This is a genomic window from Bacteroidota bacterium, from assembly GCA_016711505.1.
GTDB lineage: Bacteria > Bacteroidota > Bacteroidia > AKYH767-A > 2013-40CM-41-45 > JADKIH01.
The window spans coordinates 393,646-411,036 of the sequence record JADJSV010000001.1; the positions used below are offsets into that span (position 1 = coordinate 393,646).

Sequence of the window (17,391 nt, forward strand, 5' to 3'; positions counted from 1 at the left end):
AAACTCCAGGGTCTTGGATTGTTTCAATCTTTAAATGAACGATAATTATTTTTCGCTTTGGTTTTCTTTCGAAGGATTGCGGAAATAAATTTTATCTTCATTGAATTCCTGAATAGCAATCAAAGTCGGCTTAGGAAGTCTTTCATAGTATTTTGAAATTTCGATCTGCTCGCGGTTTTCAAATACTTCTTCCAGATTGTCAGTAGTTGAATTGAATTCTGAAAGTTTTGCATTCAACTCCTCCTTCATTTCAGTAGAAATCTGATTTGCACGTTTAGCGATCACTACCAATGATTCATAAACGTTTCCCGTTTTCTTATCGTATTCAGGAACATTTCTTGTAATTGTAGTGGTAACTTCTGATTTATAGCTCATGAGTATATATTTGTAAAATTATTGTATCTGATTTTTATTGAATTTATCAATTCGCTTTTTAGTCGTTTCGAAATAATCCAGGGCTTTATTTTTGTATTTGCTTTCAGGATATGCAGCATTGAATTCTCCATACGCTATAAGCGTTTCACCGTAACGTTCCATTAATTTAGATTCTATACTATTCTCAGCAAGAAGATATGCTGAACGAACTATTTTAAACAACGCTTCTTCCCTGTATTTTGTTGTAGGAAAATCGTTGATCAGATTTTTATAGGTAGTTATTGCGGATTTGTATGAAGCTACATTGAAATATAATTCTGCATACTGAAATTCTTTTTCTTCCAGTTTTTCCCTTAACTGATCGATGAGCTTATTACACTCTTCGATTTTTTTACTTTGCGGATAACGATCTGCAAAAAGTTGCAATTCATTTATCGCTTTGTATGTGTTTGTTTGATCCAATGAATACAAAGGTGAACTCTGGTAAAAACAGTAAGCATGCATAAAAGCACATTCTTCTGCAAACTCACTGTTCGGATATGTTTTTGCGAAATTCTCGAAATCGTAAGCTGCGGTTTCGTAATCGCCGATCCTGTAATTTGTGTATGAATAATAGTAATAAGTTTGTTCGGCTTTTTTCGTTCCGCGATATACAGTGATCAATTCTTCAAATAGTGGTAATGCTTTGAAATAATCACCTCTATTGTACAATTTGATTGCATATTCGCTTTTGGCATCCATGTCCCGCGTTTTCAGCATTTTTGAATAATCGCTGCACGAAGTCATGACCAAAAGAAACAGGAAAAAGATCGGGAGAACTCTGATTTTCATAAGTCTGCGAAGATAGTTTTTTATATTGGAAAATGAAAGCTGAAATCTGCTTTTTATCGGCATTTTGGCACTATTGTAATGCGTGCGATTTTTTGAATTTATTAGCTCTAAATCTTGTTTTTTTCAGTTAATTGGTTGATTTAATGAGGAATTTTAGTTTGCATTCAACTCATTCCAAAAAATAAACCGATAGTTGATATGTTGGGGTTGAGTCTGCAGACTACACCCCAACATATCAACTATCGGTTTATGGGGGTAAAATATTTTACTGTTTTACGATTTTATGGACAAAGCGATCACTACCATTTGAAAGTTCAACCATGTAAATTCCTGCTGACAATTCTGCCCCAATCCGGATTGATCCTTTGGAAGGAATTCCATTCTTTTCAGAAACTATATTACCCAAAATATCTCTTACAATCAATTTAATTGAACCATTATAAGAGCTTAATTTATAGTCGACTGAAGTCGAGTTATTAAATGGATTTGGATATGCATTTATCGATGAAATCATCGTTTTTTCAGAAACAGAATTTACCAACAGACCGGTGATTTCAAATTTATCCAGCGCTCCTTCAACGATGTTTCCCGGAGAATTGTCTTCTACTTCAACTGAGAAGGTCATAGTATTTGTAACGGCCAATAATGAACTTAATAAAACCGAATGTTGTACCCAGTTACCATTGGTTCCGTCATTTGGTCCGACAGTTTCAACTCTCACAGTTGTCGATCCATTGCTAACAGAGATTCTCATTGTATCGTTTGGAGAACCTGTTCCATTGATACACAAATACCGGCGGAAATAGTTCAATGTCGGTGCCTGATAAATGGTACCATCAAAAACAGGCGAAGTCAGAATTGTATTTCCATTGTCAACATCAGAACCATTGTAAGGTGCTCCACCGTTATCAGTGATGAAACAAGTATCGCTGCAATCTGAGTTTACATCGAAGTCAGGATTGATCTCTGTTGAACTTCCATCATATGTTCCTATTGGTTCGCCACGTTCCCAGCTATTTCCTGATGTTCCGGTAACATTCCATCCATTATCGAATGTAAAATCGTCGTAATACCCGGGAGCGATTGTGGCTACAATTGGGTTTCCTACAACGAGCGTTTGTGCCGAACAACTTGTTCTGTAGCCCCACTTTCCAGCGTAAACAGTATAGTCGTCAGGGACAACTGCAGGGAAGTTAAATGCACCACTTACATCTGTTGTCACAGAATATTTCAAACCATTAACAGATGAAATCGAAACCAAAGCATTCGGAACATTTAGTCCCGTTAAGCTATCCGTTACCGAACCTGTAAATGCAAAGGTCTGGAATGGACTCAATGCAACATCAAGAGTAGTTAAAACTCCATTTGTGAGTACAACGCCTGTAATAGTTTTAGAATAGTAACCGGCTTTTGAAATGCGCACGTCATATGTTCCTGCAACAGATGTTCCGGTTTTGTATTCGCCCAGTGCATTTGAATTTTTTGTTAATGTTGTTGAAAGCACTTCGATCAACGCACCATTTAACACAGTGTTTGAAACGGAGTCGGTGATTATTCCTTCGAGATAACATCCTCTGATGTAAGTCGGAGTAAGCACATACAAACCATTATTGATATCCGATGCAACGATTGTTCCTGATGGTAAGAAAGGATAAACACCCCAGCAACCTGCAAATCCATCGCCTGAACCTTGTGCATAGGTATCATAATGTCCAACTTCAATTGGATTCTGCGGACGGGCAACATCTGTTATCACTACTCCTTCTTTATACCAGCTTGTAATTGCATAATCATTCAGAATATGTGTGTTATGAATGATTGCTCCTGATCCGGGAGCGGTTTGAAAACGTGCACTTTCTTTGATATTACCCAGATCGGAAATATCATAAACACCAAAAAGCTTCCTGAATTTTCATCTGTTGTGAAAAGTGTTTTATGATCATTACTTATCCACGTATTATGTGAAGTTCGTTGGCGTTTGTTGTGTTGCCAATAAAATTGGATTTGATTTATTGGTGACATCTACAACAGTAAAAAATCCGGAGTAGATATGTGACTCATACATGGTATCGTTTTCTACATAACCATCATGAACGTAATTGTCATTTTGACTTCCACCATAAACATATTCTCCGGCATAAGTTGGATTTATCGGATCAGAAAGATTCAGAAAAAGTGTATTTCCATCTCCGATATTGCTTCCATACAGATAAAGAAATCCTTTTGCTGTATCGCAATGAAGTGCATGAATACTGCTCAATTGTCCATTGATAGGACCATCGCCCATATAATAAGTTGTATTTACTGATGATGGTAAATTAGTCATGTCAACGATCTGTAATCCACCACCACCTTCAGTTGTTACATATGCTACATTTCTGTAAGTTTTAACTTCTCTCCAGGCTGAATTCGGTCCATTCACCGTTACTTTAATTACCGGGTTATCCGGATCAGTAACATCCACTATTGAAAGTCCGAAATCGGTTCCAACCAATGCATATTCGTTGCCCAACGGATCGGTATAACCACCGATGTTTGCAAGTTCAGACGGACTATAAGGAAGATTCGCACGGAACTGTATATTCTGAGCTGAGGCATTGAGAATCAGTGTCAAAAAAGCGGTGAGTACTAATTTAAATTTCATTTAGAATTTGATTTAGGATGCCAAAAGTGTACTTAATTTATGAATTTTCAATGTTTTTCGCCTACTTTTTCGGATATTGTCTTTGAAATATGACACTGTTCGTAGATTAGTCCTGAAACTCAAATCTAATGAACAATTACCTGTGGGAAAATATTCTTGGTTTTTAATTCAAAATAGTTACTTTTGCCTTGAACAGGAGCTAAAACGAAGCATTTTTGAAGTTTACAGAAAAGTTTATTTTTAGAATCACCTGAGTCGTTTCATCAAATATTAAATTTAACAAAAGTGGATTTATTCGAAAAATTAAAGAAGAACCGTGGTCCGATCGGACAACATGCAAAAGACTCTCATGGCTATTTTACTTTTCCAAAACTGGAAGGTGATATTGGAACGCGCATGGTTTTTCGCGGTAAGGAACGTTTGATTTGGTCTTTGAATAATTATTTAGGACTTGCTAATCATCCGGAAGTAAGAAAAGCTGATAATGAAGGCGCAGTAAAATATGGCTTCGCTTCACCAATGGGTGCTCGTATGATGTCTGGAAATACAAATCAGCATGAGCAGTTGGAAAATGAACTTTCTTCTTTTATGGGTAAGGAAGACATCATTCTACTTAACTTCGGTTATCAAGGGATGGTTTCTGCAATTGATTGTCTGGTCGACCGACATGATGTTATCGTTTACGATAGCGAAAGTCATGCATGTATCATTGATGGAGTTCGCTTACATATGGGAAAACGTTTTGTATTCCCACACAATGATATTACAAATTGCGAAAAACAACTGGAACGTGCGACACGCATCGTTGAAGAATCAGGTGGATCGATTTTGCTGATCACTGAAGGTGTGTTTGGAATGAGTGGAGATATGGGTCGTTTGAAAGATATCGTTGAATTGAAGAAGAAATTCCAATTCCGGTTATTTGTTGACGATGCTCATGGGTTCGGAACAATGGGAAAAACCGGTTCAGGAACAGGTGAAGAACAAGGTGTAAACGAAGAGATCGATATTTACTTCGGAACATTTGCAAAAAGTATGGCTATGATCGGCGGATTTATTTCCAGTCGTGAAGACATCGTAGAATATCTGCGTTACAATATGCGCTCACAGATCTTTGCTAAATCAATGCCATCAGCATTGGTTATCGGTGCGTTGAAGCGTCTTGAATTGCTTCGCTCTAAGCCGGAATTGAAAGATAATCTGTGGAAGATCGTAAATGCACTTCAATCAGGATTGAAAGATGCCGGATTCAACATTGGAAAAACACAATCCCCTGTTACACCGGTATTCATGAATGGTACGATCGGAGAAGCAACGAATCTGATCTACGATATGCGTGAGAACTATGATATCTTCTGTTCAATGGTTGTTTATCCTGTTGTACCGAAAGGCATCATTATTCTTCGTCTAATCCCAACTTCCGTACACACACTGGAAGATGTGAATTATACGATCGACGCTTTCCGTAAAGCTTATGTTAAACTGAAAGCCGGAGAATATGCATCAGACAAGATTGCAGCATTTTAATCCACACTTAAAGCGATTTTAACAAACAAACCCTCCATAAACTAACACTTTAAAAACAAACACAATGAAAGAATACGAAAACATCAAACAACTAGTATCTGCCATTGAAGAAGATGTAATCAAATTTTCTGAAAAAGGTAACGCAGCTGCCGGAACACGTGTACGTAAAGGTTTACAAGAAATCAAACGTGCTTGTCAGGATATGCGCGATGCAATCCAGGACGCAAAGAAAACTGAAGAGAGCAATTAATTTATTGCTTGTTGTTTATTAGAAATTTGACAGCCCTTTCGATTTGGAAGGGCTGTTTTTGATTAGGATTATTAGGATTATTGGATTATAGGATTTTTTAAATATGTTTTGTGTTTAGATAGTTATCGTATATGCATTAACTTAATTATTATAATCACTATTGAAGTTAAGTGAGACGTGGCCTGCTTTATTGCTATCAGCTTTAGCTCAATTTCATTAAGGCTAAACTCAAGAATTTATAATCAGTATAGTAGTGCGGCCCGTTGGGCCTGAGCCGTCAAGCACCTTGGGCGCTCCTTTAACCCATGCAGTGTCCATTAATCCCGGTAGTTCCAGCATAGTGGTTTCCGCCTGTTCCTCTTTCGATTGTGTTTAAAGAGTGCGCCCCTAAGGTGCTTAGCGTTCTTGTACAGGTCTAGTATTACCAAAAGTATGGCCCTAACGGGCCTGATGTTCTATAAATTAACAACGAATATTTTTTCGCTTTGACCAAATGACATTAAGCTTTAGCTGACAGCAATAAATGCTAATTTAAAAAAATATTTTTTATAAATATCTCATTTCAACAAAACGAAATACTATTCATTCATTATTTATCATAGGTTAACGTCTATGCAATAGCTCTCGTGATCGTGACGAATTTAAGTGATCTTGTGTTTGATTTTTTAAACGTGATTATTCTTTTATCCATTTAAAGACTTCACTTTTCGATTCTGTCCTGATGACACAGAAATATAAACCACTTTCGAGATCTTTAATATTCACTTTTTTGAAATCAACATTTGATTCTGTATTCAATAAAATTAATTTTCCTTGTACATCATAGAATGTAATTTCTCCATGTGATTTTACGATCAGGTAATCTTCGGATGGAACAGGATAAATAACAACATTCGCTGAAGAATTCTCATCGATATAAGTACATGCATCAATGCGTACCAATTGGTTTGCAGAATTCGAACAGCCTGTTGAATTTGTATAGCGGTAATCAATCAGATGGTTGCCGACGGTAAGAATAGCAGGATTCAGTTGGAACGAAGGCTGTACTATTCCATCTATAAATAATTGTCCACCGGGCGGTGAAATATTTACATACGTTACCGGATCAGAACTACAAAAAACAGAATCCAGTCCGATGATGCTTACTGTCGGTGCCGGAATAAATTCTACATATGTCGGATCAGATACCTGTGGCAATCCTGACGAATTAGTAACAGTAACAAAATAATTTCCGGGAGTAGTTATAATGATTGCGCACGTATCATTTCCATAATTTGAACCATTGAGATTCCATTGGTAATGAAAACCATTTCCGGCCGGGGTTTGTAAAACTGCTGTACTGCCAATGCAAAATTTTGTTGTGTCTGTGTCAGAGATCCATGCTATGTGATGTGATGTTGAATCATAGATCCTGTATAGTTCTCCTCCAGTAAAACTGCCAACCAATAAATCGCCCCATTGATCTTCGCCAAAGGAAACTGATCCGGATGCAAAATTGCTGATGTAAGTTGTATCTGAAAACGAGTTTCCATTTCGCACTACTCCTCTTAATGTTGAGGAACACAAGTCGGAATAAAAATATCTGCCGAACATGGTATGATAGGAAGACCCTCTGTAAACAAATCCGCCTGTCACAGAGCAACCGTTGCTATGCGAGTACTGAACAACAGGTTCAACATATGCAGTGCTTGCAGCGCAATCTGTGGTGATGTACGGAGCAATACCTTCATAGCAACGCCAGCCATAATTTTCTCCACCACGGCTTCTTGCAGATTGAAAATCTATTTCTTCATTTGACACTTGTCCGACATCACCGATCCACATATCGCCGGTCATTTTATCAAAACTCCAGCGCCATGGATTTCTGAAACCGACAGACCAGATCTCATCGGGAAATGGAGAAAGTAAAAATGGATTGTTGTGTGGGATAGTATATCCACCCGCAGTAGTATCACTGACATCTAAGCGGAGAAATTTTCCAAGCAATAATGTAGTATCCTGTGCATGGTTTGAAGGATCACCTTCTCCACCTCCATCGCCAAGTCCAATGTATAAATAACCATCTTTACCAAAGGCCATATCGCCGCCATAATGACTTCCAACAGGCTGAGGAATAGTTATGATGACTTGTTCGCTGGATGTGTCAGCCAACTGCGGATCGGATGAAACTTTGAAACGTGAGATCCGTGAATCAGTTCCTCCTAGTGGTACATAATAAATATAGAAATATCCGGACTGCAAATAGTCATCAGAAAAAACTACACTTAATAATCCTTTTTCCAGTCCTGCAGCATTGACTCTGCTGGTCAGATCAAGAAATGGAACAGGATTCTGCATGCCGGAAGAATCAAGCATTACGATCTGTCCGGGTTTAAGAACAACGAAGATCCGTTCATCGCCACATGAGGCAATATCAGACAAATTATTTAGTCCGGTTGCAATTCGTGCGTAAGAGATCTGTGAATTTGAATTTTGCATCATGCTGAGGAGCATGATTAAAGAGAGAAATAGTTTTTTCATTGGTGTCAGTTTAGGGTTCCTGAATCAATAGTCTACGCAAGGTATTTAAATAACTGAAATCGAGAAATAATTTTTACCACATTTTTATGCAGGAGATAAAGGGAATCCCGATAGCTATTGCGTTCGCGTCAACTTAAGATAAAAATAAATGAAAAGTATTTCCTTCTCTTGACATGATATTATTTACAAAAAAAATAGTTTGCAAATTAGACTTTATTACCATCAGCTAAAGCTTAATGTCATTTGGTAAAGACGAATGAGATATTTGTTGTCAATTTTATAGATTATTAGGCCTGTTAAGGCCATAACTCTTGGTAACTTTTGGACTATACAAGTTCGCTAAGCACCTTTAGGGGCGCAAACTCTTCACAACGAAAGCACAATTGTAAATCAGGAATAAGCCAAATGCAACCAATATATACTGGAACTTTGATGTAATTGAATTAATGGACACATGCATTGTGTTTAAAGAGTGCGCCCCTAAAGGGGCTTGACTGTCTCGTGTAGTCTAGTATTACCAAAAGTTACGGCCCTAACGGGCCTGTCACTTCTAAATACATACATATACTTATTATGAATACTTGAGCTTAACTTAATCACATTGAATTAAAGCTGACTGCAATAAATTAAGTGATAACTCACTTAATTTCCATAGATAAAAATATAATTAAGTTGACGCCTATGAGATAGCTCTCAGATTGCTAATTCTCATGGCTTAATGTCTACCTCCCTCACATCTGGCCTGGAATTTTAATCGCTTCTAATTATGGAAACTAAAGACCCAAATAACTATTATATCACCCAGGAAATGATTGTCCGGGCAGAACAAAACCATTATTGGGAACATATCCGGGAAAATGGAAAAAATACCATTGCAGCAGGCGGAAAAGTGGTTGTCGGGGTGACAGATTTTGAAAAACCGAACGAATTTGACAATTGGCTGGCGAAGGCAAAAGAGCAGGGAAAATAATTTTTTTTAAAATTTTATTTGCAGTGTAAAATATAATGACTATATTATAATCATTCAAATTGATTGTTATGCAAACATTAAACGTAAACGTATTATTAGATACATCGCTGAACTACGGTTACAGCAAAGAATCATTCATGGTAGCAGATGAACTGGACAAAGTAAAAATCTCCAAAGGTGAAAGCTGGTTCATAGTAGAGAATGATCCCAAAACAAAACGCGCAAGAGCATCACGCAAAGCAATTGCATTTGCAGAAAGTACATTCGAGACTTTTGCAGGAGCTAGTGTTTGTCTGAAACAATTTATGAATTGGCTGCAGGAAGTAATAGAGATTGACATGCAAAAAAATGTTAGAATGGAATAAATTTAGTTATTAATTGCTTTTCTTTACGAAGGTGAAATATAGCCAGGTGCATTAAAAAAAAAGATACAGGAAATTGACCCTAATGTACCAGATGCTTCGAACAACTATTCAACTTTGATGAGACAAATAAATAATTTTTATTCTTATATGTTTTACCGGTTGACTAAACCTGCTCTGACAGAAGAAAGCGGCAATGAAATTAATGGGATTGTATGGGTAACATTTAGTCAAGTCATGATTCTCGTAAATTTTTTAAGTATATTCCTCTATTGCTTTTTTGAAAATCCGTTACGAAAAGAATTATTTAACTATTCTAAGATTTTAGTTGTCATCATTTATTTTCTTCTTTCAATCAGGAATTATAAAATTTTCTATAACAACTATGTAAATTTTAGAGAAAAATGGAAAGATGAAGACAGAAAGATTAGAAATGTAAAGATCCATTTGTTCTATTGGCTATTAGTGTTACCTTTACTTGGTCCAATAACTTCTTGATATTTAAACCATAACCAGAACGAATAAGTTGTAATTAGTAATTTGAATAAATTCAACTTTGCATTTTTGATTTTGAACTTTTAAATATGTAGAAACTTAATTTGCAGTGAAATTGATTGAAAAGAAATTTGCAAAAAGAAAGAAATTTCGGATATTTGCAGCCCCTAAAAAAAATGGCGAGGTAGCTCAGATGGTTAGAGCGCAGGATTCATAACCCTGAGGTCGGGGGTTCGATCCCCCCTTTCGCTACTAATCCCTTGATTTGCATTCATTTCAAGGGATTTTTGTATCAAAATTTTTTATTATAATTAGCTTCTGTCCTCTTCTTTCAACACACTCGTATAATGCTTCAACGAGCGGAGAATGATGGTGATAACTGTTGTGATGATCAACATGATACATAAATTTTTTCCTAGACTAATCGTATGCCACTTTTTATAGCCAATTAAAAGGTCTACAAATACGAACCCTATTACTGTTGCCAGTACTCCGGAATACTCTCTTCTCAACACACTTTTCATCGAAAATGGTATTGAACTTTTCTGAAATGAACTGAATCTTGGAATGAAAGCCGGAACTCCTTTTGCCCAATCCAGATACGACTGACCAAATTTACGTTCGAGAAAACGTTCTTCTGCAAACATGATTCGCTCGTAATACAACCAGTACATCAAACTAACAATGATGGTGAATTCAATGTTTTTTGTGAACAGAACTATTCCTATCCACATTAGGTAATTTCCCAAATATAATGGATGTCGGACCGTTGAATAGATTCCACTATGGTTGAGCTGCTCAGCGACCTGCTCCTCTGTATTGCGACCGGAAGTCCCTCGGGGAGTCGTACCTATCGTATAACTCCGCACCCAAAATCCAAGAATGGAAAGAATATAAGCCGAATAATTAAAGGCTTTTACCTGCACCGGAGTGAGGTCATCATACGAAGTCGAAAAAACAGCGGGAATTGCCAGAATGAATAAGATCAACGGAAGTTGTCCCCTGTGCTTAAACAGCCAATTTCCTTCTTTTTCCAGTGAATGCAGTAGTGCCATAGTCGTTGCGAAGGTATTATCATTTTTGAGGTTTTCAATAAAAAAATGACTATCTTCGCTTCCCCTGAAAATCAGGAAGTAATTAATTTTAAGTAATATAACGTGAAGCAGGAAATCAAAACGAAGAAAAAAGTAAAATTTTCACTGGAATTCGAAATCAAATCGTCTACAAAAATATTGTTCAATTACCTCAGTAATGCTAGTAGCCTCGAAGAATGGTTTGCCGATAAAGTAACTATCCGTGAAGGTGATTACGTTTTTCATTGGGAAGGTTCAGAACAAAGAGCTCAGATCGTTTCAAAAAAAGATAATCAGATGATCCGTTACAAATGGGTCACTGATGAAAAAAAAGACGACACCTATTTTCAGTTTGAAATAATACAGGATGAGATCACTTCAGATATTGCTTTAGTTGTGACAGACTTTACTGATGAAGATGAGAAAGAAGAAAACGAACTTTTGTGGAATAGTCAGATCCATACTCTGATGCACATTCTGGGCTGTTAATCTTTTAACAATCCAAGGAATAGTTTCAACGTCTCCTTCCCTACCTGAATTACACTTTTGTATTCTGAGATCGAAAGCTTTCGCGTAAGTTTCACAAAATCTTTTGCAGATAAAATCTGCAGTGCAAGTTCTAAGTTCTTCTGAGAATTCAGCAATAGATAATTATCGGTTCCAAGATGATACTGCCACGGACTTTCATTCACGCAAAAGTAAATATCACTTTCGGTCAGCCTTTCTAAATTACGGATCAGTTTTGGTTTGAAATATTCCCAGGCATTTCCCTGAATATGGAGCGTGAATGTAAATTCATTTCCCCACCAGAACATCGAACGAAATGCGAAGACGGATTGTTTGTTGAACATCCTGGGACAATCGAGCAAAACGTAAGGAAATAGTTTGTAGTTCTCACCACGAAAGATCTTTCCTGAAGAAGAATTCAATCCTTCGACATTCAATGCGGCCTCTGAAAAAACAGATTTCAATTCCACTTCCAGCATTCCGAAAAGTTCGATCATTTTCGCTGTAGATGAATGTTTTAATTCGAAGAATTTCTTATCGACTAAAACCTGCATTTCCTCGTTACTAAAGTTCAAAATATTATCTTGCATCCGCTTTAACTGAGCAACAAATATAGCGTGAAGAAATTAACTCTCCTTGTTTTAAGATCATTTGCCGGCCCCATGCTGGTAACTTTCCTGATCTCTTTGTTTGTGCTTTTAATGCAGTTTTTGTGGAAATACATTGATGACCTGGTAGGAAAAGGTCTGGAATGGTACATAATCATCAAACTGATGGTATACGTAGCCGTAACTTTAGTTCCACTCGCTTTACCACTGGCATTACTTCTTGCCTCGATCATGACTTTCGGAAACCTGGCAGAGCATTTCGAATTAACGGCATTTAAATCTGCAGGTGTTTCTTTGCAAAGAGTGATGCGGCCACTGATCATCACAGCATTCCTTATTTGCGGTTCAGCTTTTATTTTCAGTAACTACATTTTACCGATCGCCAATCTGAAAATGAATGCTCTTCTGTATGATGTCCGCCAGCAAAAACCTGCCCTCTTGATACAGGAAGGAATTTTTTATAATGGTATTGACGGCTATTCGATCAAGATCGGAAAAAAATCGGAAGACGGACAAACGCTGAATAACCTGATGATCTATGATCATACAATGAATCAAGGTAATACCAAGGTAATTTTAGCAGAACGCGGCAAGATGGCAATGTCGGATGATGAACGATATCTCATTCTGAATTTATACAAAGGTTTTTCATACGAAGAAAAAGAAAGTCGTCCGGGAAAAAATTCTCATCCGATGATGCGTACTGAATTTGAAGAAGAAACTATCCGGATGGATCTGAGTTCATTTAAAATGACCAGAACCAATGAGCAATTGTTTCGCGACAATTATCAGATGCTGAATCTGAAACAACTTTCGTATGCTTCAGATTCTATCGAAAGAAAGATCAATGAAAGGAAGGATAATTTTTACAGGGTTATATTGCCTACACTGAATGTTGATTCTGTTCCCTCAAAAGAACTACGTAAAGTACTCTTCACACATAAAAAGTTCATTGATAATTTTCCTCAGGATAAAAAGATCGCAATTACTACAAGTGCTCTATTTGCAGCACGGAATATGAAGAGTATGACCAACGATACTTTCCGTGATGTAGATATGAAGTCCAGAACCCTCGCCCGGCATAATATCGAATGGCAAAGAAAATTTACACTTTCTTTTGCTTGTCTGATCCTGTTTTTCATAGGAGCACCACTTGGAGCGATTATAAAAAAAGGCGGACTCGGAATGCCAATGGTAGTTTCAATTTTATTCTTTGTGATCTTTCACATTCTTTCTATCACCGGTGAAAAATTTGCCCGTGAAGAAGTGTTGAAACCATTCGAAGGAATGTGGTTGTCAAGTCTGGTCTTACTACCAATCGGATTGTTTCTGATCTTTAAAGCTACAACTGATTCAGCATTATTTGATGGAGATGCTTATAAGAAATTTTTCAGGAGATTTCTTGGAACAAAAAAACAACACACGTGAAAATTCTTCAGATCTGCCATAGAGTGCCATTTCCAGCAGTAGATGGAGGAAATATTGCAATGATGAACATGGCTTTGTCCTTGGCTCAATCCGGACACGAAGTTCATCAATTCAGTTTGAATACTTCCAGACATTTCATCGACATGAAAACTATTCCTGTTGAATTGAAAGATAAGTTACACATGTCTGCTTCATATATCGATACAAGGATAAAAGCCGCAGATGCATTTCTGAATTTGTTTTCGCACCATTCTTATAATATGGTCCGTTTCTTTTCAATGCATGTTGCCAATGATCTTTCCAAATTACTGGAGAAAAATAAATTCGATATTATTCAACTCGAAACTCTTTTCTGCACACCATACATTGAAACTATCCGGAAGTATTCAAAAGCAAAAATAGTTCTGAGGTCGCATAATGTTGAACATATTATCTGGGAACGTTTAGCAGTCTCTGAAAAAAAAATTCTCAAAAAGAAATACCTCAATTTATTAGCCGGCCGGTTGAAACAATATGAATTGAAAACCCTTTCTGCAATCGATGGTATTATATCAATTACATCTGTTGATGAAAATATTTTTAAGTCCCTTGGATTCAAAGGACCGATTCTGTCAATACCATTAGGCATTGATGTAAATGATTACGTGAATAGTACTTCTGAAAAAAGTGAAATGGTATTGTACCATCTCGGTTCAATGGACTGGCTTCCGAATCTTGAAGGTGTCGAATGGTTTTTGAAAGAATGCTGGACAAAGATCCATCAATACAATCCGCAAGCAAAGCTTTTTCTTGCCGGAAGAGATTTCCCGCAACATATTATTGACGCACATTATCCGAATGTTACATGCGATGGACTTGTTGCCGATGCCGCAGCATATACGATGAATAAGCAGATCATGATCGTTCCGTTATTAAGTGGCAGTGGTATGCGGGTTAAAATTATTCAGGGACTTGCAGCAGGAAAAACGATCATCTCTACCTCTATCGGCGCTGAAGGAATTGAAGTGGAACACGAAAAAAATATTCTTATCGCCAATACCCCACCTGAATTTGCAGCAATGATAAAACGATGCATGGAAAACGAAAACTGGTGCAGACAAATCGGGAATAATGGAAGGAAGCTGGCGGAAGAAAAGTATTCTCTTCAGTGTACCGGGGAGATGGTGGGGAAGTTTTATAAAAACTACTCGATTGAATTGAAGTGTGGTTTTAAGTTCAAAGTTCAAAGTTCAAAGTTGGCTTCGTAGTCACCTATGAAACCAACTTTGAACCTTGAACCTTGAACTTTGAACTTTGATCAAAAGGATTACTTCCCAATCCGTATCGTATGCCCCATCTTATCCCTCTTAGTGGTAAGATACCCTTCGTTATGTTTATTACCTACAACTTCGATTGGAACAACTTCGGTGATCTCCAGACCATAGCCTATTAATCCTGCGCGTTTTTTTGGATTGTTGGTCATCAAACGCATTTTGGTAATGCCAAGATCACGGATGATCTGTGCTCCTACGCCATAATCACGTTCGTCGCTTTCGAAACCCAATTTTATATTCGCTTCAACAGTATCGAGTCCTTGTTCCTGTAATTTATATGCGCGTAATTTATTCAGCAGTCCAATTCCACGGCCCTCCTGATTCATATAAACGATCACGCCTTTGCCTTCTTTTTCGATCATGTCCATTGCAGCATGTAACTGCGGACCACAATCGCAGCGGCATGAACCAAAAATATCGCCGGTGATACAAGATGAGTGAACACGAACCAGTACAGGTTCATCTTTTTCCCACGAACCTTTGAACAAAGCCAGATGATCTTGTCCGGTTGTGATCTGTTTATAAGCAACTAATTCAAAAGTTCCGTGATCTGTTGGAAGTTTAACATCGATCTGTCGTTCGATCAGACTTTCTTTTTGCAAACGATAAGCGATGAGATCTTCAATTGAAACAATTGACAGGTCAAACTTTTTTGCGATCTGCATTAAGTCAGGAAGACGAGCCATCGTTCCATCTTCATTCATGATCTCTACAAGTGCACCTGCGGGAGAAGCTCCTGCAAGACGTGCCAGATCTATTGTTGCTTCTGTATGTCCGGTACGACGTAATACGCCGCCTTTCTTAGCACGCAATGGAAAGATATGTCCGGGTCTGCCTAACTCTTCCGGTTTAGTTGTAGGATTGATCAGAGCACGAATTGTCTTTGAACGATCAGAAGTTGAAATACCTGTTGTAGTTCCGTAACCGATCAGATCGACAGAAACAGTGAATTGTGTTTCGTGAGAAGAAGTATTATTTGAAACCATCAAAGGCAGATTTAATTCTGCGCATCTTTCTTCAGTCAAAGCCACGCAAATCAATCCGCGGCCATGGGTTGCCATAAAATTTACGATCTCAGGAGTAGCATTTTCAGCAGTAGTGATAAAATCGCCTTCGTTTTCACGGTTAGCATCATCAACAACGATGATCACTTTCCCGTTTTTGAGGTCTTTGATCGCCTGATCGATGGTATTTAGCTTGTACATAGATAGATTCTTTCCGGGTGCAAAGTTAATAAACTTCAGTGAATGGGGATTATTCCTGAAAATAGATGGATTTCAGTGATTAAAGTCACTTTTCTTACAGTGAAATTCAGTGGTGATGAAAAAAATATTGCCATTTAACATTCCAATTCACCTTTGCTGGCACACAAATTAAATAAAGCTTTCACATGTAAGAACTGGTCTATTAGTGGAACACGGCTGCTATCAGAAGCCCCTATATTGCACTCATAACCTAAACAGCATATGGTTTAACTCCAGCCCCGTAAGGCTGACTTCAAACGCTGATAAGCCCCGTAAGGCTTTCAGCGTTTGTTTATTTATACCTTTTTTATATCGCAGTATTCATTCTTCATTGACCACTGACTCTCATTGCAGGATCAAACATGCCTGTTAAAATCAGCAACCATAAAAGTATTCCTATAGCGATCAAGGCGACCTGACGGCCGGTAAACTGATCGAGATAAATTACTTTAATGTCTGAACTATTTTCTTTCGCATAATTAAATGCTCTGAAGGCAGGGATCAGAAAAGTGAAATTCATCAATCCGATCAGGTAATAGGGCTCCGATAAACGGGAGAACATGCTGAAGACTATATAACCGATAAACATTCCGGTAACTGAATAATCTTTTCCATAACCTTTTGACGAAGCATAGCCAAGAATGCGGGTCAGTAATCCATGAAGGAAGAACAAAGTGAATATTGCCCTTGCGGCCGGAATGATATCCAGGTTTTCTCTTTCCTTGAAGAACTTCCACGCTTTATATTTCCACCAGACCTGATACATTCCAAGGCTGATGAAACATAAGAACATAAATTTATTCTCACTGATCAGAAACTCTTCTGTCCTGGAACTATCATTACCGGTAAAATCACTATCTAAGATATCTTTATTCTGATCCATCGCCATTCATTAGAATGGCGAATATAGATTTTTTTCTATCAGAATTACAGCTTGGACCTTAAAGAAGTCCAGCCGCCCCCATTGTAAACTTCAGAATAACCGTTAGACTTCAGAATACTTTTTGCTGAAGCACTTCTCATTCCGGATGCACAACAGGTTATTATAGTTTTGCTTTTATCAGGAAATTTGCTGAGGTTTTTTGCAAGCTGATCAACAGAAACATTTACAGAACCTTTTATATGTCCTGAAGCATATTCATTCTTTGTACGAACATCCAGAATGATCGCACCTTGCTGAACTAAATCAGCGTAATTAACTTTGGCACCAAGCCCAAGCATGTTTTTTATCGTATTTAACATAA

At 37.5% G+C, this 17,391-nt stretch carries 17 protein-coding genes and 1 tRNA gene; 8 read left to right on the plus strand and 10 right to left on the minus strand.

Going from position 1 to position 17,391, the window contains the following annotated elements; genetic code table 11:
- Positions 1-45: 45 nt before the first annotated feature.
- The 4 genes from IPL24_01725 to IPL24_01740 all read right to left on the minus strand — a co-directional run bounded on the left by IPL24_01725 (position 46) and on the right by IPL24_01740 (position 3,850).
- Complete coding sequence (locus tag IPL24_01725) at positions 46-375, minus strand: DNA-directed RNA polymerase subunit omega (GenBank protein MBK8362424.1); 330 nt, start codon at positions 373-375, stop codon at positions 46-48.
- Positions 376-393: 18 nt separating this feature from the next.
- On the minus strand, positions 394-1,206 hold the full coding sequence (gene bamD / locus IPL24_01730) for an outer membrane protein assembly factor BamD (GenBank protein MBK8362425.1): 813 nt from the start codon (positions 1,204-1,206) through the stop codon (positions 394-396).
- 265 nt (positions 1,207-1,471) lie between these two features.
- Complete coding sequence (locus IPL24_01735) at positions 1,472-2,962, minus strand: carboxypeptidase regulatory-like domain-containing protein (protein ID MBK8362426.1); 1,491 nt, start codon at positions 2,960-2,962, stop codon at positions 1,472-1,474.
- A 201-nt stretch (positions 2,963-3,163) separates the two neighbouring features.
- A complete protein-coding gene (locus IPL24_01740; protein MBK8362427.1) occupies positions 3,164-3,850 on the minus strand; it encodes a choice-of-anchor B family protein in 687 nt (228 codons plus the stop codon).
- A 285-nt stretch (positions 3,851-4,135) separates the two neighbouring features.
- On the opposite strand from IPL24_01740, the gene IPL24_01745 reads away from it, so the two are divergent.
- Together IPL24_01745 and IPL24_01750 are read left to right on the plus strand one after the other, a co-directional pair.
- A complete protein-coding gene (locus tag IPL24_01745; protein ID MBK8362428.1) occupies positions 4,136-5,377 on the plus strand; it encodes an aminotransferase class I/II-fold pyridoxal phosphate-dependent enzyme in 1,242 nt (413 codons plus the stop codon).
- A gap of 64 nt (positions 5,378-5,441) precedes the next feature.
- A complete protein-coding gene (locus tag IPL24_01750; GenBank protein MBK8362429.1) occupies positions 5,442-5,627 on the plus strand; it encodes a histone H1 in 186 nt (61 codons plus the stop codon).
- 675 nt (positions 5,628-6,302) lie between these two features.
- Here IPL24_01750 and IPL24_01755 read toward each other — a convergent pair.
- The gene (locus IPL24_01755) at positions 6,303-8,147 is read right to left on the minus strand and encodes a PQQ-dependent sugar dehydrogenase (GenBank protein ID MBK8362430.1); all 1,845 of its coding nucleotides are present in this window, start codon (positions 8,145-8,147) and stop codon (positions 6,303-6,305) included.
- 766 nt (positions 8,148-8,913) lie between these two features.
- Here IPL24_01755 and IPL24_01760 point away from each other — a divergent pair.
- The 3 genes from IPL24_01760 (at position 8,914) to IPL24_01770 (ending at position 10,226) form a co-directional block, all read left to right on the plus strand.
- Positions 8,914-9,117, plus strand: coding sequence for a hypothetical protein (locus IPL24_01760; protein ID MBK8362431.1), 204 nt, complete (start codon positions 8,914-8,916; stop codon positions 9,115-9,117).
- A gap of 68 nt (positions 9,118-9,185) precedes the next feature.
- Complete coding sequence (locus IPL24_01765; protein MBK8362432.1) at positions 9,186-9,482, plus strand: hypothetical protein; 297 nt, start codon at positions 9,186-9,188, stop codon at positions 9,480-9,482.
- Positions 9,483-10,152: 670 nt separating this feature from the next.
- A tRNA-Met gene (locus IPL24_01770) sits at positions 10,153-10,226 on the plus strand.
- Positions 10,227-10,285: 59 nt separating this feature from the next.
- On the opposite strand, the gene IPL24_01775 is transcribed toward IPL24_01770, so the two are convergent.
- Positions 10,286-11,029: a DUF1295 domain-containing protein gene (locus IPL24_01775; GenBank protein MBK8362433.1), complete on the minus strand. Its 744-nt coding sequence runs from the start codon at positions 11,027-11,029 to the stop codon at positions 10,286-10,288.
- A gap of 102 nt (positions 11,030-11,131) precedes the next feature.
- On the opposite strand from IPL24_01775, the gene IPL24_01780 reads away from it, so the two are divergent.
- Entirely contained in the window at positions 11,132-11,536 is a 405-nt protein-coding gene (locus IPL24_01780; protein MBK8362434.1) for a hypothetical protein, read from the plus strand.
- Here IPL24_01780 and IPL24_01785 read toward each other — a convergent pair.
- Positions 11,533-12,144 (minus strand): hypothetical protein, encoded by a 612-nt coding sequence (locus tag IPL24_01785; protein MBK8362435.1) that lies wholly within the window; start codon positions 12,142-12,144, stop codon positions 11,533-11,535. The two genes, IPL24_01780 and IPL24_01785, sit on opposite strands and share 4 nt — an antisense overlap.
- Positions 12,145-12,216: 72 nt before the next feature.
- On the opposite strand from IPL24_01785, the gene IPL24_01790 reads away from it, so the two are divergent.
- Both IPL24_01790 and IPL24_01795 read left to right on the plus strand, forming a co-directional pair.
- Positions 12,217-13,590 (plus strand): LptF/LptG family permease, encoded by a 1,374-nt coding sequence (locus IPL24_01790; GenBank protein MBK8362436.1) that lies wholly within the window; start codon positions 12,217-12,219, stop codon positions 13,588-13,590.
- Entirely contained in the window at positions 13,587-14,837 is a 1,251-nt protein-coding gene (locus IPL24_01795; protein MBK8362437.1) for a glycosyltransferase, read from the plus strand. The genes IPL24_01790 and IPL24_01795 overlap by 4 nt, the downstream gene beginning before the upstream one ends.
- Before the next feature lie 59 nt (positions 14,838-14,896).
- Here IPL24_01795 and IPL24_01800 read toward each other — a convergent pair whose 3' ends face one another.
- From IPL24_01800 to IPL24_01810, 3 genes are all read right to left on the minus strand, one after another.
- Complete coding sequence (locus tag IPL24_01800) at positions 14,897-16,108, minus strand: bifunctional 3,4-dihydroxy-2-butanone-4-phosphate synthase/GTP cyclohydrolase II (GenBank protein ID MBK8362438.1); 1,212 nt, start codon at positions 16,106-16,108, stop codon at positions 14,897-14,899.
- Positions 16,109-16,475: 367 nt separating this feature from the next.
- Entirely contained in the window at positions 16,476-17,030 is a 555-nt protein-coding gene (locus IPL24_01805) for a hypothetical protein (protein MBK8362439.1), read from the minus strand.
- A 44-nt stretch (positions 17,031-17,074) separates the two neighbouring features.
- Entirely contained in the window at positions 17,075-17,389 is a 315-nt protein-coding gene (locus IPL24_01810) for a rhodanese-like domain-containing protein (GenBank protein ID MBK8362440.1), read from the minus strand.
- Positions 17,390-17,391: the final 2 nt, after the last annotated feature.

What these genes read in the sequence shown, in the direction of transcription:
- IPL24_01725 (MBK8362424.1), bottom strand. Translation starts at nt 375, where the DNA reads ATGAGCTATAAATCAGAAGTTACCACTACAATTACAAGAAATGTTCCT.
- bamD (MBK8362425.1), bottom strand. Translation starts at nt 1,206, where the DNA reads ATGAAAATCAGAGTTCTCCCGATCTTTTTCCTGTTTCTTTTGGTCATG.
- IPL24_01740 (MBK8362427.1), bottom strand. Translation starts at nt 3,850, where the DNA reads ATGAAATTTAAATTAGTACTCACCGCTTTTTTGACACTGATTCTCAAT.
- IPL24_01750 (MBK8362429.1), top strand. Translation starts at nt 5,442, where the DNA reads ATGAAAGAATACGAAAACATCAAACAACTAGTATCTGCCATTGAAGAA.
- IPL24_01755 (MBK8362430.1), bottom strand. Translation starts at nt 8,147, where the DNA reads ATGAAAAAACTATTTCTCTCTTTAATCATGCTCCTCAGCATGATGCAA.
- IPL24_01760 (MBK8362431.1), top strand. Translation starts at nt 8,914, where the DNA reads ATGGAAACTAAAGACCCAAATAACTATTATATCACCCAGGAAATGATT.
- IPL24_01765 (MBK8362432.1), top strand. Translation starts at nt 9,186, where the DNA reads ATGCAAACATTAAACGTAAACGTATTATTAGATACATCGCTGAACTAC.
- IPL24_01775 (MBK8362433.1), bottom strand. Translation starts at nt 11,029, where the DNA reads ATGGCACTACTGCATTCACTGGAAAAAGAAGGAAATTGGCTGTTTAAG.
- IPL24_01785 (MBK8362435.1), bottom strand. Translation starts at nt 12,144, where the DNA reads ATGCAAGATAATATTTTGAACTTTAGTAACGAGGAAATGCAGGTTTTA.
- IPL24_01790 (MBK8362436.1), top strand. Translation starts at nt 12,217, where the DNA reads ATGCTGGTAACTTTCCTGATCTCTTTGTTTGTGCTTTTAATGCAGTTT.
- IPL24_01800 (MBK8362438.1), bottom strand. Translation starts at nt 16,108, where the DNA reads ATGTACAAGCTAAATACCATCGATCAGGCGATCAAAGACCTCAAAAAC.
- IPL24_01805 (MBK8362439.1), bottom strand. Translation starts at nt 17,030, where the DNA reads ATGGATCAGAATAAAGATATCTTAGATAGTGATTTTACCGGTAATGAT.
- IPL24_01810 (MBK8362440.1), bottom strand. Translation starts at nt 17,389, where the DNA reads ATGTTAAATACGATAAAAAACATGCTTGGGCTTGGTGCCAAAGTTAAT.